Here is a 15,788-nt window from a genome sequence, read left to right as displayed (position 1 = left end):
TCTGGAGGGGTTTATGGCAATGCGCGCGGCTCGTGGTCTATCGATTCTTTTCCTTCTCTTTTTTGCCTGGAGCGGTGTCGCGCAAGCGGCCGAAGCCCGGCGGGTGGTGACATCGGATAATTCCGACTATTTTGGTTTCGATCTCAGATCCGACCAGAATGTCAGCCTCGACCAGTGCAAGACCACCTGCCTCGGCGACCCGGCCTGCCGCGCCTTCACCTACAATCTCAAGGCCAAATGGTGCTTCCTTAAATCCGATTACAACTCGTTGAAACCCTTCAGCGGCGCCGTCGCCGGCAAGGTCGTCAACATCGATGGCGATCCCGACATCGGCGCGCCACCCGAACTCGCCTTCTTCCCCAACTGGATGGCAGACCAGGCCCAGCAATACCGCAACAAGCTCACTGGCCCGACCTACACCAAGCCGACCGAGGGGCTGACGGCGCTGAGCGCCGCCGCCGAACAGTCGGCGCTGACGGGCGATCATCGCTCGGCCATGCACAAATACGAGGCGGCGGTTTCGGTGTTGCCTGACAATGGCCAGCTTTGGCTCGAGCTGGCGCGCGAAACGCTTGCCGTTCATCCGACCGCCAACAGTTCGGAGCCGTCGACGCTGCCGGCGAACGCCACTTCCGCCGCCTTCAATGCCTACAAATTGCTGCGCACCACCAGGACGCGCGCCGACGTCCTGGCGCTGCTCGGGGACGGCCTTGATCGCCGCGATCTCTACAGGCCGGCCCTGCAGGCCTACGAGGCGAGCCTCGCTCTCGTCAATTCGCCGGCAGTCAGGGCCGCCTACCAGGATCTCAAGGCCCGCAAGGGTTTCCGCGTCATCGATCATACCGTCGATGCCGACACCAGCGCGCCACGCATCTGCGCGCAGTTCTCCGAGGAGCTGGTCAAGACCGGCGTCGACTACTCGCAGTTTGTTACTGTCGACAACGCCGCCCCCAAAGGCGTCGAAGCCAAGGACAAGCAGATCTGCGTCGAGGGGCTCGAGCACGGCCAACATTATGACGTGACCTTCCGCGCCGGCCTGCCGGCCGCCATTGGCGAGGTCACCGCGGCACCGGTGGTTCTGTCGATCTACGTGCAGGACCGCGCGCCTTCGGCCCGCTTCACCGGCGACAGCTTCGTGCTGCCCGCCGGCGCACGCCGCGGCATACCGGTCGTCACGGTCAACATGAATGCCGCCGAAATGAAGCTCTTCCGCATCGGCGACCGCTCGCTGGCCCAGCTTCTGTCGGGATATCAGTTCCTGCGCCAGCTTGACGGCTACGACATTTCGAACATCTCCGAACAGATGGGCGAGCCCGTCTGGCAAGGCCAGCTCGACATCGCCAACGACCTCAACAAGGAAGTCACCACCTCCTTCCCAATCGACGAGGCGTTGCCGAAGCGCAAGCCCGGCGTCTATGTGCTGACCGCACAAGCCGTCGACGATCGCAGCGACGACTATGATTCGCACGCCACGCAATGGTTCGTCGTCTCCGATATCGGCCTGTCGACCTATACCGGACAGGATGGACTGAACGTCTTTGCGCGTTCGCTCGCAACCGCCAAGCCGATTGCCGGCGCCGAGCTGACGCTGCTGGCCAGGAACAATGAAATCCTCGGCACCGCGACCACCGACGCGGAAGGGCGGGCGGTGTTCAATCCCGGCCTGACGCGCGGCGACAGCGGCATGGCGCCGGCCGTGCTGATGGCCAAACAGGGCGACGACGATTTCGTCTTCCTCGATATGGGCCGCGCCGGCTTCGACCTGTCCGACCGTGGCGTCGCCGGACGGCCGGCACCTGGCGCGCTCGACGTCTATGCCTGGACCGAGCGCGGCATCTACCGCGCCGGCGAAGATGTCCATGTCGCGGCCCTTGCCCGCGACAGTGCCGCCGAGGCGGTCGAGAACCTGCCGCTGACCTTCATCTTCTCGCGGCCCGACGGCGTCGAGGACCGCCGCATCGTCAGCGACGGCGCGTCGGCCGGCGGTCACGCGGTCGACCTGCCGCTCGAACCCAACGCCATGCGCGGCACCTGGACGGTGGCGATCCATACCGATCCCAAGCAGGCGGCGGTCGCCAGCCAGATGTTCCTGGTCGAGGACTTCGTACCGGACCGCATCGAGTTCGACCTGTCCTCCGACAAGCAGGAGATCGCCCAGGGCGAGACCGCCAACATTACCGTCGACGGCCGCTTTCTCTACGGCGCGCCGGCCGCAGGCCTCGCGCTCGAAGGCGAATTGACGCTGTCGACCGCCCGCGACTGGGACCGCTTCAAAGGCTATTCCTTCGGTCTCGCCGACGAACAGTCGGCTGAACCGACAGTGACGCCCTTCATCGGCCTGCCGGTGGTCGGCGAGGACGGCAAGGCGACCTTCCCGGTCTCCGTCGATCAATTGCCATCCACCACCAAGCTGGTCGATGCCAAGATCACGGTCAGGATGCGTGAAACCGGCGGCCGTGCCGTCGAGCGCTCGCTGAATATCGGCATCCGCCCGCAGGGCCACATGATCGGCATCCGCCCGGATTTCGACGGAGACGAGGTGCCGCAAGGCGGCACGGCCAAGTTCAGCCTGATCGCCGTCGACCCAGACGGCAAGCGTGAGGCGCTGAAGGGCGCACGGTGGTCGCTGGTCAAGGTCGAGCGCAGCTACCAGTGGTACCGCTCGAGCAACTCCTGGAACTATGAGCCGGTCACCTTCACCAAGGCGGTGGCCAACGGCCAGGTCGACCTGAGCGCCGATGGCGAGGCTACGGTGTCGCTGCCGGTCGACTGGGGCCGCTACCGGCTCGAGATCGAGACAGCGGATCCGGAAGGCCCGGCCACCAGCTACGAGTTCGACGCCGGCTGGTATGTCAGTTCCACCACCACCGAAACGCCCGACGGCCTCGAGATCGCCCTCGACAAGGATACCTATGCGGCGGGTGAAGTGGCCAAGCTCAAAGTGTCGCCGCACTTTGCCGGCGAGCTGCTCGTCACCATCGGCGCCGACAAGCTCCTGAAGAGCGTCACCGCCAGCGTGCCGGCCGGCGGCAGCACTGTCGACATCCCGGTCGGCGACGACTGGGGTGCCGGCGCCTACATCACGGCAACGCTGTTCAGGCCGGGCGATGCGCAAGAGACACGCATGCCGGCGCGCGCCATCGGCGTCAAATGGCTGAAGCTCGATCCCGGCTCGCGGAAGCTTGCCGTCAGCTTGGCGACGCCGGACAAGACCATGCCGCGCCAGCAGCTGTCGATCCCGGTCGCCGTTGCCGGCGTGCGGCCCGGCACCAACGCCTATGTCATGGTCGCGGCCGTCGACGTCGGCATCCTCAACCTGACCAACTATAAGGTACCGGATCCGGAGAACTGGTTCTTCGGGCAGCGCATGCTCGGTCTCGAGGTTCGCGACATCTATGGCCGGCTGATCGACGGCTCGCTGGGCACAACGGGTAAGCTGCGCACCGGCGGCGACGGCGCCAACATGCAATCGCAAGGCAGTCCGCCGACCGAAAAGCTGGTCGCCTTCTTCTCCGGCCCGGTCCAGCTCGACGCCGACGGCAAGGCGCGGATCGACTTCGACATTCCGCAGTTCAACGGCACCGTCCGCGTCATGGTCGTCGCCTGGACCAAGGAAGCGGTCGGCCATGTCCAGTCCGACGTCATCGTGCGTGATCCGGTGGTAATCACCGCCGGCCTGCCGCGCTTCCTGGCGCCCGGCGATTCCGCCGTCATGCGGCTCGACGTCGCCGACACCGACGGCCCCGCGGGCGACTACAAGCTGACCGTCAACACGACAGGCGACCTGTCAACCGGCAATGCCGCCTTGCCTGAAAAGCTGACGCTCGCCAAAGGCAAGCGGCAGACACTGACCGTGCCGTTGATTGCGCAGACCGCAGGCAACGCCTCGATCACCATCAGGCTTGCGCATGCCGACGGCACCGCCGTCGAGCAGACGCTCTATGTGCCGGTGCGCCCGGCGCAACTGCCGGTGACCACCCGCATGGTCGTCGACCTCAAGGGCAATGGCGGCGCGCTGCGCGTCGACAAGGAACTGCTGGCGGCAAGCCTGCTCGATGGCGCTTCGGTCAGCGTCGGCGTTTCGCAGGCGGCTGCCTTCGACGTGCCGTCGCTGCTGATGACGCTCGACCGCTATCCCTATGGTTGCGCCGAACAGACCACCAGCCGCGCCATGCCGCTTCTCTACGTCAACGACATGGCTTCCGGCATCGGCATGGCCAGCGACCCCGATCTGCATGGCCGCGTCCAGGACGCCATCTACAAGGTGCTGAGCTACCAAGCCTCGGCCGGCAGCTTCGGCCTGTGGGGTCCGGGTTCCGGCGATCTGTGGCTCGACGCCTATGTCACCGATTTCCTGACCCGGGCGCGCGAGCAGAAATACGACGTGCCGGCCTTGGCGATGAACCAGGCGCTGAGCAATCTGCAGAACGCGATCGGCTACGATCAGGACGTCCAGGATCGCGGCAGCGAGATCGCCTACGCGCTCTATGTGCTTGCCCGCAACAAGAAGGCCTCGGTCGGCGATCTGCGTTATTATGCCGACACCCAGCTCGAAGCCTTTACCAGCCCGATGGCCGTCGCCCAGCTGGCGGCGTCTCTCGCGCTCTACGGTGACACGCAGCGCTCGGAGGCAACCTTCCAGGCCGCGCTGCAACTGGCCAAGTCGACACCCGAATATGACTATTACCGATCCGACTATGGCTCGCCGCTGCGTGACGGCGCGGCAATCCTGGCGCTTGCCGCGGAAAGCAAGCCGGTGCCGACCATCGTGCCGGCGCTGATCCAGTTGGTGACCAGGGAACGCGCCGAGGCCAGGTGGACCAGCACACAGGACGAGTCCTGGATGCTGCTGGCGGCCCGGGCGCTGAGGGCCGGCAATGATTCGATCGCGCTGACCGTCAACGGCGCACCGCATGCCGGCGGCTATTCGGACCAGATCGCCGGTGGCGACCTGGCCGACAGTCCGCTGACCATCGTTAATACCGGCAGAAATCCGCTGCAGGCGGTCGTCACCACTGTGGCCTCGCCGATCCAACCTCTGCCGGCCGGCGGCAACGGCTTTACCATCAGCCGTACCTACTACAAGCTCGACGGCACAGAGGCCAACGTGACGGAGGTCAAACAGAACGAACGCTATGTCGTCGTGCTCAAGGTTTACGAGCAGAACACCTGGCCTTCGCGGCTGCTGATCACCGACCTGTTGCCGGCCGGCTTCGAGATCGACAATCCGGGCCTGGTCTCCAGCGCCCAATTGACGAACTTCTCCTGGCTGGCGCAGACCGATGCCGCCCATCTCGAATTCCGCGACGACCGTTTCGTCGCGGCGTTCAATCCCAACGACGGCGACGGCGACCGCAACATCACGCTCGCCTACGTCGTGCGCGCGGTGACGCCGGGCACCTATGCCCACCCGGCGGCAACGATCGAGGACATGTACCGGCCGCAATATTCGGCCCGCACCGCCACCGGCATGATGGAGGTCAAGGCGCCGTAAGGCAAAAAAGGCGGATAGGAATATGGCGATGGCGCTGCCCCTCATTGCCCTGCCGGGCATTTCTTCCCGTATGGAGACGGGGAGAAAGAGCCATGCGCCGAAGTTTTCGCCGAACTTTAACGCAGCAGAAAAGGCGCCAAGGGTCGCGACAGCCCCCTTCTCCCCGTCACTAAACGGGGAGAAGGCGCCGGCAGGCGGATGAGGGGCGGCGCCATGCTCTCCAGAAAATTCCTGCGCCGAGCGGCCATCACGGGCATTGCCTTGGGCGGTCTCGCTGCAATCACCGCCGTCGCCCTCTGGCAGCTCGACCGCGCATTTCCGCCGCTGCCGGCTGCTTTGACGGTCTCGACCGAGGTGCAGGACCGAGACGGCCAACTGCTGCGCGCCTTCGCCACGCCGGACGGCTACTGGCGGCTCGCTACCAGCCTGGACCAGGTCGACAAGCAGTTCGTCGACATGCTCGTCACCTATGAGGACAAGCGTTTCTGGGGTCACCAAGGCATAGACGTGCTGGCACTGGCGCGTGCCGCCGGCCAGTTCGCGACCAGCGGCCATATCGTCTCCGGCGGTTCGACGCTCTCGATGCAGCTCGCCCGCCTGATCGAACCACGCGACAGCCGCAGCCTCGGCTCGAAGATCAAGCAGATGCTGCGCGCCCTGCAAATCGAACGGCGGCTTTCCAAGCGCGAGATCCTCGAACGCTATCTGACGCTGGCGCCCTATGGCGGCAATCTCGAAGGTGTGCGCGCCGCTTCGCTCGCCTATTTCGGCAAGGAGCCGAAGCGGCTGACGGTTTCGGAGGCCGCCCTGCTCGTCGCCTTGCCGCAATTGCCGGAAAAGCGACGCCCTGATCGCAATCTCGAGATTGCCCACGCTGCCCGCGACCGGGTGCTGACCCGCATGGTCTCGGCAGGCCTGCTCGGCGAACGTGAGGCCGCGCGTGCCGCCCTCGACGATGTGTCGGGGCTGCGGCGCACCTTGCCGGCGCTCGCTGCCCATGCGGCCTATGCAATGCTGCCCAAGGCCATCCCCGGCCAGAAGCTGCAACTGACGATCCGCAAGAGTGTCCAGGAAGGGCTGGAGCAGGTGGCGAAAGATGCAGCCGCCAGGCTCGGCCCTCACCTCTCGGTGGCCATGGTGCTGGCCGATGCCCGCACCGGCGATATCCTTGGCGAGGTCGGCTCTGCCGATTTCTTCGATGCCACCCGTTCGGGCTGGATCGACATGACCAAAGTCGTCCGCTCGCCTGGCTCGACGCTGAAGCCGTTCATCTACGGCCTCGCCTTCGAACAAGGCCTGGTGGCGCAGGAGATGCTGATCGAGGACAGCCCAGCCGATTTCTCCGGCTACCGGCCGAAGAACTTCGACATGGGCTATCAGGGCGATGTCAGCATCAGGCAGGCGCTGCAATTGTCGCTCAACGTTCCGGCGATCCGCGTGCTCGACGCGGTCGGCCCGGCCCGGCTGATGGCGCGCTTTCGCCAGGCCGATGTGACCCCTGTACTGCCCGTCAACGAGGTGCCTGGCCTGGCAATCGGCCTCGGTGGCGTCGGGATGACACTGCGCGACGTGGTTCAGCTCTATGCCGGCCTTGCCAATGGCGGCAAGGCACACACGCTGCGTGACGGCACCGAGCCGGAGAATGCCGGACGCTCGACCACCACCATCCTCGACGGACAGGCGACCTGGCAGATCACCGACATCCTGTCAGGCGTCAAGCCGCCTCAGGGTGCCGCCCAACGCGGCATCGCTTACAAGACCGGCACCTCCTACGGCTATCGCGACGCCTGGTCGGTCGGCTTTGACGGCCGCTATGTGCTCGGCGTATGGGTCGGCCGCCCCGACGCCGGCGCGGTGCCCGGCCTGTCCGGCTACATCTCGGCGGCGCCCATCCTGTTCGAAGGCTTTGTCCGTTCCGGCCTGGCCGCCGTACCACTGCCAAGCCAGCCGTCCGGCGTCCGGCGTCCCAAACGCGAGGAGCTGCCGGTGACGCTGACGCGCTTCGGCGCCGGCACCGATGGGCTGGTGCAGGCGACGCCGACCGAGCCTGCGCCAACCATCATCTTTCCGCCAGACGGCGCCCGCGTCGATCTCGGCACTTCCTCGGCCGATGCCTCGCCGCTGGTTCTCAAGCTGCAGGGCGGCCGCGCACCATTCCGCTGGCTGGCCAACGGCAAGCCGCTGGTCGGCATCGACCGGCGGCGCACCGCGACCTGGCAGCCGGACGGCGCCGGCTATTCGACCCTGACCGTGATCGACGCGGCGGGACGCGCGGCCAGCGTGAAGGTTTTTGTCGAGTGAAATTTCCCTTGAATAGATTCCGGCAGGTGATTCAAGGGAGTGGGGTTTACGCCTTGCTTTCGGCCGCCGGTATTTCCTCGGCCTTTGCTGACACCCTCCCCGCCGGCTTTGTTCGGCTGGCCGACATCGATCCCAGTATCCGGCAGGATATCCGCTATGCCGGCCTCGAAAATTTCCTGCATCGCAAGGTAAGCGGCTACGATGCGCCGGTATGCGTCCTCACCAGGCAAGCGGCGCAAGCGCTTTCGGCAGTGCAGAAAGCGATTGCTGCCGAAGGGCTGACGCTGGTCGTGTTCGACTGCTACCGCCCTGCGCGGGCTGTCTCCGACATGAGTGAATGGACAAGAACGGGCGGGCCACCGGACCCGCAATGGTATCCAAAGGTCAAGCGCAAGGATCTCATCGCCAAGGGTTATATCGGCGAACTGTCCACCCATTCGCGCGGATCGACGGTCGATGTCGCGATCGCCCGGGTCAACCATAAAAAACAGGCCGGCCGCACGAGCGCTCCGAAACCGGCCTGCGGCGCGACCGATGCCGACACGCTCGATTTCGGCACCGGTTTCGACTGTTTCGATCCGGCGAGCGAAACGGCTCACCGAGCGATAGACGATGAAGCCGCGGCTAACCGCAAAAGACTTGTCGAGGCGATGCGCGCCGGCGGCTTCAAGAATTACCCACGCGAATGGTGGCACTTCACGCTGGAAAACGAGCCGTTTCCAAGAGAGCGCTTCAACTTTCCCGTTACCGGCGAATAAGCTGCCGAAACCTCGTTCGGACGAGACGCAGCCATTGCCGAAGAGCTGGCCGTCTCTAGTTAACCGCGTCGGGAGCGCGATCATGGTCCATGCGGGAAAATAGTTCCTCGCATCGCCGAAACCAGGCGAAAAATTGCTTCAATGAGCCAAAAAAGGCAACATTGATTGCATCTAAATTCTATCAATTCGGTAGATTTGGCGCGAGTTCAACGGAGGCGGAAATGACCAAACCTCATTTCAGGAAACTGCTCGGCGCACTGGTCGCCACATCCGTCCAGTTCGGCACGCTCGGTTTCGCGTTTGCCGACACCACCATTCTCAACGTGTCCTATGATCCGACGCGTGAGCTCTATAAGCAATTCGATGAGGCCTTCATTGCCCACTGGAAGGCAGAGACAGGCGAGACGGTCACCGTCCAGCAGTCACATGGCGGATCCGGCGCGCAGGCTCGCGCCGTGATCGACGGCCTCGACGCCGACGTGGTGACGCTGGCGCTCGAAGGCGATATCAACGCCATCGTTTCGAAAGCGAAGAAGATCAATCCAGACTGGCGGACGAAATTCGAAAACAATTCGGCGCCCTACACCTCGACCATCATCTTTCTGGTCCGCAAGGGAAACCCCAAGGGCATCCATGACTGGGGCGATCTGGTCAAGGACGACGTCCAAGTGATCACGCCGAATCCGAAGACCTCCGGTGGCGCGCGCTGGAACTACCTCGCCGCCTGGGCCTATGCCAGCGCCAAGGATGGCGGCGACGAGGCCAAGACCAAGGAATTCGTCGGCAATCTCTATGCGCATGTCCCGGTTCTCGACACCGGTGCGCGCGGCGCCACCGTGACCTTCGCGCAAAAAGGGCTGGGCGACGTGCTGCTCGCCTGGGAAAACGAGGCCTATCTGGCGCTCGATGAGTTCGGCGCCGACAATTTCGATATCGTCTACCCGCCGACCTCGATCCTGGCCGAGCCGCCGGTCGCCGTGGTCGACGCCAATGTCGACGCCAAAGGCACACGCAAAGTTGCCGAAGCCTATCTGAGCTATCTCTATTCCAAGGAAGGCCAGACGCTCATCGCCAAGAACCATTATCGCCCTTCGAAGCCCGACCTGGTGCCGGCGGAGGACTTGGCCAAGCTGCCTGAGATCAAGCTGATCACCATCGACGACCCGCTTTTTGGCGGCTGGAAGAAGGCACAGCCTTATCATTTCGGCGATGGTGGTATATTCGACCAGATCTACAAGCCGGCCCAGTAGCATTTAGATCAGGACGACATGACCACAGCACCCGCCAAGGCGGGGTGGCGATTCAGGCAGCCGAGCGTCATTCCGGGTTTCGGGTTGACGCTCGGCTTCTCGCTTGCCTACCTCACCCTCATCATCCTCATTCCCCTGTCCGGGCTGATCTGGCGCTCGGCGGCGCTCGGCTGGACCGACTTCTGGGCGATCGTCACCGACCGCCGCACCATTAACGCGCTTGAGATCAGCTTCGGCACCGCCTTCATTGCCGCCGCTGTCAACGTCGTCTTCGGCACGATCGTCGCGTGGGTACTGGTGCGCTACAGCTTTCCCGGCCGCCGCATCGTCGATGCCATGGTCGACCTGCCCTTCGCGCTGCCGACAGCGGTCGCCGGCATTGCGCTGACCACGCTCTACGCACCGAACGGCTGGATCGGAAGCCTTCTGACGCCGCTCGGCATCAAGGTCGCCTACACGCCGCTTGGCATCGTAATTGCGCTGATCTTCATCGGCCTGCCCTTCGTCGTCCGCACCGTGCAGCCGATCATGGAGGAGATCGACAAGGAGGTAGAGGAAGTGGCCGCCACGCTCGGCGCCAATCGCTTCCAGATCATCAGCCGCGTTCTGCTTCCCGGACTGGCGCCGGCCATCGTCACCGGTTTCGCGCTGGCCTTCGCGCGCGGCGTCGGCGAGTACGGTTCCGTCATCTTCATCGCCGGCAATCTGCCCTATAAATCCGAAATCGCACCGCTTCTGATCGTCATCCGGCTGGAGGAATATAATTACGCGGCGGCGACCGCGATCGCGGCGATCATGCTGGCACTGTCCTTCGTCATGCTGCTGGTCATCAACCTGGTGCAGACCTGGAGCCGCAAGCGCTATGGCTGACCCGGAGATCAAATCCTACGCGCCGCACCATGAAAGCCAGTCGCCGGCGGTGACCGAAAGCCGCACGGCGAGAACCGTGCTGATGGCCGTAACGTTTGCGTTCCTTGCCATCTTCCTGCTCTTGCCGCTGATCATCGTCTTCAAGGAAGCTTTCGCCAAGGGCATCGAGGCCTACACACAGGCGCTAGGCGAACCGGATACGCGCTCGGCGATCCGCCTGACGCTTCTGGTCGCGGCGATCTCGGTGCCGCTCAACATCGTCTTCGGCATTTCCGCCGCCTGGGCCATCGCCAAGTTCGAATTCAAGGGCAAGGCGTTCCTGACCACGCTGATCGACCTGCCCTTTTCCGTCTCGCCGGTCATTTCGGGGCTTGTCTACGTGCTCTTGTTCGGCGCGCAAGGCCTGCTCGGCGCCTGGCTCAAGGCGCATGGCATCGTCATCCTGTTTGCGGTGCCGGGCATCGTGCTGGCCACGATCTTCGTCACCTTCCCCTTCGTCGCCCGCGAGTTGATCCCGCTGATGCAGGAGCAGGGCAATGGCGACGAGGAGGCGGCCCTGTCGCTCGGGGCCAATGGCTGGCAGGCGTTCTGGTACGTGACGTTGCCCAACGTCAAATGGGGATTGCTCTACGGCGTGTTGCTGTGCAATGCCCGCGCCATGGGTGAGTTCGGCGCGGTCTCGGTCGTTTCGGGCCACATACGCGGATTGACCAACACCATGCCGCTGCATGTCGAAATCCTTTATAACGAGTACAATGCCGCCGCCGCCTTTGCCGTCGCTTCGCTGCTTGCCGGCCTGGCGCTCGTCACGCTGGTCTTGAAAACACTTCTCGAGATGCGCTACGGCGCCGAGATCGCCGCGACGCGCGGACACTGACAAAATGCATGTCGCCCAAAAGTGGGAACCGGTTTTGGGATAACGACATGCATCAACTACAAAAGGGATTTGCATGGAAGTTCGCGTTGCCAACGTGCGCAAGGAGTTTGAGCGGTTTCCGGCCCTCCGCGACGTTTCGCTCGACATCAAGTCGGGAGAACTGATCGCTCTGCTGGGACCGTCCGGTTCCGGCAAGACGACGCTGCTCAGGCTGATTGCCGGATTGGAGCGGCCGACCCGCGGAAAGATCTTCTTCGGCGAAGAGGATGCCTCGCAAAAGTCGATCCAGGAGCGCAATGTCGGCTTCGTCTTCCAGCACTACGCGCTGTTTCGCCATATGACGGTCGCCGACAATATCGGCTTCGGACTCAAGGTCCGGCACGGGCCGTCGCGCCCGTCGGCGAAGGAAATCCGCCGCCGCGCCTCGGAACTCCTCAACCTCGTTCAGCTCTCCGGTCTGGAAAAACGCTATCCGGCACAGCTTTCGGGCGGCCAGCGCCAGCGCGTGGCGCTGGCCCGCGCCATGGCGATCGAACCGGCCGTGCTTTTGCTCGACGAGCCGTTCGGCGCGCTCGATGCCCAGGTGCGCCGCGAACTGCGCCGCTGGCTGCGCGACATCCACGACGCCACCGGCCACACGACCGTCTTCGTCACCCATGACCAGGAAGAGGCGCTGGAGCTTGCCGACCGCGTCGTGGTGATGAGCCAGGGCCGCATCGAGCAGGTCGGCACCGCCGACGAGATCTACGACACGCCGAACTCGCCCTTCGTCTACGGCTTCATCGGCGAATCGAGCTCGATTCCGGTCAAGGTCGAGGACGGCCAGGTCTGGATCGCCGACCGGCCGATCGGGCTTTCCGCGCCGCACGCACCGCAAGGCGAAGCGACGCTGTTCTTCCGCCCGCACGACGTCGATCTGGTGGAAGAATGCAACGGATGCATCGCCGGCACGGTCGCCGCCAGCCGCCGCGTCGCCGGCACCCGAAGGGTAGAACTCGAAATCGGCGGCGAGCGCCAGCGGGTCGAGATCGAATTGCCCGTCGACCATCCGGCGGCGCAGAAAAGCCGGGTAGCTTTCAGGCCGCGGCGCTGGAAGCTTTTTCCGGCTGCTTGATCTTCTATCAGGCGCTACACCAGCCAGTTCTCGACCTTCAGGCCTTTGATCCGGTTGAACTCCCCGGTGTTGGCCGTCACCAGGGTAGTTCCCAGCGCACGGGCGTGAGCAGCAATAAAAAGGTCGTTTTGGCCGATGGTCTGGCCCCTGCCTTCCAGTTCTGCGCGAATCGCGCCGTACTCGGCATCCACCGGCACATCGAGCGGCAAGACGGGAATCTCAGCCAGCAATTCCTCGACCTTCTTGTGCAGTTTGGCCGATCTTTTCTTGACGCAGCCATATCGCAGTTCCGACGCGACCACGACGCTGGTACACACGGCGGCGTCTCCCACGCGCAGGACAGCGCTTGCGGCTTTCCCGGCCGGATTTCGGATCATGTCGCTGACAATGTTCGTGTCCAGCATGAACCGCATCAAAAAAATTCCTCGGATTTGACAGGCATATCCTCGACATCGGGAAAGTCTTCCTCGGCACCGAGCGGCGGCTCTTTCGCCCATTGCGCGAGCAGTGCGGTGAGGCCAGGCTTGCGGACCGGCTCGATGATCAGGCGGTCGCCTTCACGGCTGATCAAGACCTTTTCGCCGGGAAGTTCGAACTCGACAGGAATGCGCACCGCCTGACTGCGATTGTTACGAAACAGCTTTGCCTCTTTCGGCGGGGTTGTTGAATGGCGGTGTTGAGGCATGACAACAGCTCCTTGTATATACTATTTGTATATGCCAGACAGCGGGGCGATGCAATCGCATTGCACAGCGTTGGCCGGCCGGGAACCATCGTACACGCCGACGGCATCGGCACCCTGCCAAGCTGTCCTGAGACTCTGCTTGAAAGAAAAAACTAGAAATCGCCCACAGCGGGACTACTTTTTCTCGCGATAACGTCGAGGAGCCGCTCTGCGTGCCTCGTCGCGCACGAGGCCTTGCCGCTATGGTCCGGCAATAAGCGTACCGCATTGGAGCCCTGTTTTCATGAAGCGATTTTTGCTTGGCGTCGCCACATTGGCCGGCCTGGTCCTCGCATCCTCCCAAGCCTGGTCGGCCGACAGATTGCTGAACGCCTCTTACGATGTCGGTCGCGAACTGTTTGCGCAGGTCAACAAAGCGTTCGTCGCCGGCCACCCCGGTGTGACCGTCGATCAGTCGCATGCTGGAACATCGGCACAAGCACGCGCCATCGCCGAAGGCCTCGGCGCCGACGTGGTCACGTTCAACCAGGTCATCGACATCGACTTCCTGGTCAAGAAGGGCCTCATCTCCGCCGACTGGCAGAAGGACTTTCCGGACAACGCCTCGCCTTTCTATTCGCTGCCCTCCTTCCTGGTGCGCGCCGGCAATCCGAAGCACATCAAGGATTGGAACGATCTCGTGCGCGACGACGTCCAGGTGATCTTTCCCAATCCGAAAACCTCCGGCAATGCGCGCTACACCTATCTCGCGGCCACCGCCTACGCCAAGGAAGCCTTCAAGGGCGACGACGCCAAGGTGAAGGAGTTCATCACCAAGCTGTTCAACAATGTGCCGGTCTTCGACAGCGGCGGACGCGCCGCGACCACCACCTTCGTGCAGCGTGAGATCGGCGACGTGCTGATCACCTTCGAGTCGGAAACGCGCGGCGTCCGCAGGGAGTATGGCGAGGACAAGTTCGAGCAGGTGACGCCTTCGGTCAGCCTGTTGGCGGAATTTCCGGTGGCGATCGTCGACACGGTCGCAGACGCGCATGGCACGCGCGATCTTGCCAAGACTTATCTCGACTTCCTCTATACGCCGGAGGGCCAGGACATCGCCGCCCGCAACGGCCTGCGGGCCCGCGACCCGGCGGTCGCCGCCAAATACAAGGCTGAGTTTCCCGACGTCCGGCTGCTGACGGTGGAGGAGGTCTTCGGCGGCTGGGCCAAGGTCCAGGCCGAGCATTTTGCAGCGGGCGGCCTGCTCGACCAGACCTACGGCAGCCGCTGAGGTCGCCAAGTCGTTGAAAGCTGGCGCTTGCCGGCTTTTCCTTCATTTTGCCCGCCGAAATTGCAGCTTCCGCACCGCCCGCCCGCCAAAACGTTACGAAGAATCAACGCGTTTGCGCGCAATATGTCGTCGGGCGGCCTGTCTGCGCGAACGGCATCGCACGGCCAAACCGTCATTATTTGCACACAAACAGCCGCCAGATGCGGGTGGTTGGGGCTTTGTGGGTTGGTTCGGGCATGCTTACCAAAAAAGGCAAATATGGCCTCAAGGCCCTCGTGCATCTGTCGGGCCTCCCGGTCGGCCAGCTCGCATTCGTCAATGACATCGCGGTCGCCAACAACATCCCGAAGAAATTCCTCGATGCCATCCTGGGCGAGTTGCGCAACGCCGGCTTCGTCCAGAGCCGCAAGGGCAAGGAAGGCGGTTACCGCCTCGCCCGGCCGGCTTCCGAGATCAAGATCGGCCATGTCGTGCGCGTCCTCGACGGGCCGCTGGCGCCGATCCCCTGCGCCAGCCGCACGCAATACCAGCGTTGCGAGGATTGCGACGAGGCGACCTGCCAGGTCCGGCACATGATGCTGGAGGTGCGTCAGGCGATCGCCGAGGTGCTCGACAACCGCAGCCTTGCCGCCATGCGCGACGCCGACAATGACGATTTCCCGGTCGAACTGACGTCGCAGATCTAGCGCGCGAGCAGGCTCAAGGCGGTCGCGACGGTGTCGGCAACCGGACGCGTGCCATCTAAGGTCATTGCCGCTTCGTCCGCCGCTGGCGCCTCAAGCGTGGCGAACTGGCTGTCGACCAGGCTTGCCGGCATGAAATGACCCTTGCGACTGCCTACGCGCTGTTTCGCCGTTGCCGGGTCGATCTCCAGGTAAACGAAAACGATATCCGCGCAAAAGCCGCGCAGGCGATCACGATAACTGCGCTTCAGCGCCGAGCAGGCGGCGACCACACCTCGCCCGCTTGCGACCGACGCTGCCATACGCTGGCCGATCGCGTCGAGCCAGCCCTCGCGCAGCGCGTCGGTAAGCGGCTGCCCGCTCGCCATGCGCGCGACGTTTTCGGGCGGATGCAGCCTGTCGCCTTCGATAAAGAGCGCGCCCAATGCCGCTGCAAGCGCTTCGCCGATGACCGACTTGCCGCAGCCGGCAACGCCCATCACCACG

General features: G+C 63.9%; 12 protein-coding genes. 9 read left to right on the top strand and 3 right to left on the bottom strand.

Annotation, left to right across the window (positions count from 1 at the left end):
• Positions 1-13 precede the first annotated feature (13 nt).
• The 7 genes from NKI79_RS01215 (at position 14) to NKI79_RS01185 (ending at position 12,664) form a co-directional block, all read left to right on the top strand.
• Positions 14-5,494: an alpha-2-macroglobulin family protein gene (locus NKI79_RS01215; protein WP_352799437.1), complete on the top strand. Its 5,481-nt coding sequence runs from the start codon at positions 14-16 to the stop codon at positions 5,492-5,494.
• 213 nt (positions 5,495-5,707) lie between these two features.
• Positions 5,708-7,795 (top strand): penicillin-binding protein 1C, encoded by a 2,088-nt coding sequence (pbpC, locus tag NKI79_RS01210; RefSeq protein ID WP_352799436.1) that lies wholly within the window; start codon positions 5,708-5,710, stop codon positions 7,793-7,795.
• A 53-nt stretch (positions 7,796-7,848) separates the two neighbouring features.
• Entirely contained in the window at positions 7,849-8,553 is a 705-nt protein-coding gene (locus NKI79_RS01205) for a M15 family metallopeptidase (protein ID WP_352799434.1), read from the top strand.
• 221 nt (positions 8,554-8,774) lie between these two features.
• A complete protein-coding gene (locus NKI79_RS01200; protein ID WP_352799433.1) occupies positions 8,775-9,803 on the top strand; it encodes a sulfate ABC transporter substrate-binding protein in 1,029 nt (342 codons plus the stop codon).
• A gap of 18 nt (positions 9,804-9,821) precedes the next feature.
• The gene (cysT, locus tag NKI79_RS01195) at positions 9,822-10,673 is read left to right on the top strand and encodes a sulfate ABC transporter permease subunit CysT (RefSeq protein WP_023720880.1); all 852 of its coding nucleotides are present in this window, start codon (positions 9,822-9,824) and stop codon (positions 10,671-10,673) included.
• Positions 10,666-11,550 (top strand): sulfate ABC transporter permease subunit CysW, encoded by an 885-nt coding sequence (gene cysW, locus NKI79_RS01190; RefSeq protein ID WP_254819066.1) that lies wholly within the window; start codon positions 10,666-10,668, stop codon positions 11,548-11,550. Before cysT ends, cysW begins: the two co-directional genes overlap by 8 nt.
• Before the next feature lie 73 nt (positions 11,551-11,623).
• Positions 11,624-12,664 (top strand): sulfate/molybdate ABC transporter ATP-binding protein, encoded by a 1,041-nt coding sequence (locus NKI79_RS01185; RefSeq protein ID WP_254819067.1) that lies wholly within the window; start codon positions 11,624-11,626, stop codon positions 12,662-12,664.
• Between the two features lie 14 nt (positions 12,665-12,678).
• Here NKI79_RS01185 and NKI79_RS01180 read toward each other — a convergent pair whose 3' ends face one another.
• Positions 12,679-13,077 carry a type II toxin-antitoxin system VapC family toxin gene (locus NKI79_RS01180; protein ID WP_352799431.1) on the bottom strand — a complete coding sequence of 133 codons (399 nt, stop codon included), beginning with the start codon at positions 13,075-13,077 and terminating at the stop codon, positions 12,679-12,681.
• Positions 13,077-13,349 carry an antitoxin gene (locus NKI79_RS01175; RefSeq protein ID WP_352799429.1) on the bottom strand — a complete coding sequence of 91 codons (273 nt, stop codon included), beginning with the start codon at positions 13,347-13,349 and terminating at the stop codon, positions 13,077-13,079. The genes NKI79_RS01180 and NKI79_RS01175 overlap by 1 nt, the downstream gene beginning before the upstream one ends.
• 283 nt (positions 13,350-13,632) lie before the next feature.
• Between NKI79_RS01175 and NKI79_RS01170 the strand changes: the two genes are divergently transcribed.
• Both NKI79_RS01170 and NKI79_RS01165 read left to right on the top strand, forming a co-directional pair.
• Positions 13,633-14,619, top strand: a complete 987-nt coding sequence (locus NKI79_RS01170) for a sulfate ABC transporter substrate-binding protein (protein ID WP_352475435.1) — start codon at positions 13,633-13,635, stop codon at positions 14,617-14,619.
• Positions 14,620-14,855: 236 nt separating this feature from the next.
• Positions 14,856-15,305: an RrF2 family transcriptional regulator gene (locus NKI79_RS01165; RefSeq protein ID WP_006202816.1), complete on the top strand. Its 450-nt coding sequence runs from the start codon at positions 14,856-14,858 to the stop codon at positions 15,303-15,305.
• Here the strand turns inward: NKI79_RS01165 and NKI79_RS01160 are convergent.
• Positions 15,302-15,781 carry a gluconokinase gene (locus NKI79_RS01160; RefSeq protein WP_352475725.1) on the bottom strand — a complete coding sequence of 160 codons (480 nt, stop codon included), beginning with the start codon at positions 15,779-15,781 and terminating at the stop codon, positions 15,302-15,304. The two genes, NKI79_RS01165 and NKI79_RS01160, sit on opposite strands and share 4 nt — an antisense overlap.
• Positions 15,782-15,788 lie beyond the last annotated feature (7 nt).

This window comes from Mesorhizobium sp. M0340 (genome assembly GCF_040321535.1).
GTDB lineage: Bacteria > Pseudomonadota > Alphaproteobacteria > Rhizobiales > Rhizobiaceae > Mesorhizobium.
Note: the sequence above shows the minus strand (reverse complement) of the source record. Positions and strands in the feature narration are given on the sequence as shown.

Bases quoted from the DNA above. Each gene is read 5' to 3' on its own strand.
- cysW (WP_254819066.1), top strand. From the start codon at position 10,666: ATGGCTGACCCGGAGATCAAATCCTACGCGCCGCACCATGAAAGCCAG.
- NKI79_RS01160 (WP_352475725.1), bottom strand. From the start codon at position 15,781: ATGGGCGTTGCCGGCTGCGGCAAGTCGGTCATCGGCGAAGCGCTTGCA.
- pbpC (WP_352799436.1), top strand. From the start codon at position 5,708: ATGCTCTCCAGAAAATTCCTGCGCCGAGCGGCCATCACGGGCATTGCC.
- NKI79_RS01165 (WP_006202816.1), top strand. From the start codon at position 14,856: ATGCTTACCAAAAAAGGCAAATATGGCCTCAAGGCCCTCGTGCATCTG.
- NKI79_RS01175 (WP_352799429.1), bottom strand. From the start codon at position 13,349: ATGCCTCAACACCGCCATTCAACAACCCCGCCGAAAGAGGCAAAGCTG.
- NKI79_RS01200 (WP_352799433.1), top strand. From the start codon at position 8,775: ATGACCAAACCTCATTTCAGGAAACTGCTCGGCGCACTGGTCGCCACA.
- cysT (WP_023720880.1), top strand. From the start codon at position 9,822: ATGACCACAGCACCCGCCAAGGCGGGGTGGCGATTCAGGCAGCCGAGC.
- NKI79_RS01185 (WP_254819067.1), top strand. From the start codon at position 11,624: ATGGAAGTTCGCGTTGCCAACGTGCGCAAGGAGTTTGAGCGGTTTCCG.
- NKI79_RS01180 (WP_352799431.1), bottom strand. From the start codon at position 13,077: ATGCGGTTCATGCTGGACACGAACATTGTCAGCGACATGATCCGAAAT.
- NKI79_RS01215 (WP_352799437.1), top strand. From the start codon at position 14: ATGGCAATGCGCGCGGCTCGTGGTCTATCGATTCTTTTCCTTCTCTTT.
- NKI79_RS01170 (WP_352475435.1), top strand. From the start codon at position 13,633: ATGAAGCGATTTTTGCTTGGCGTCGCCACATTGGCCGGCCTGGTCCTC.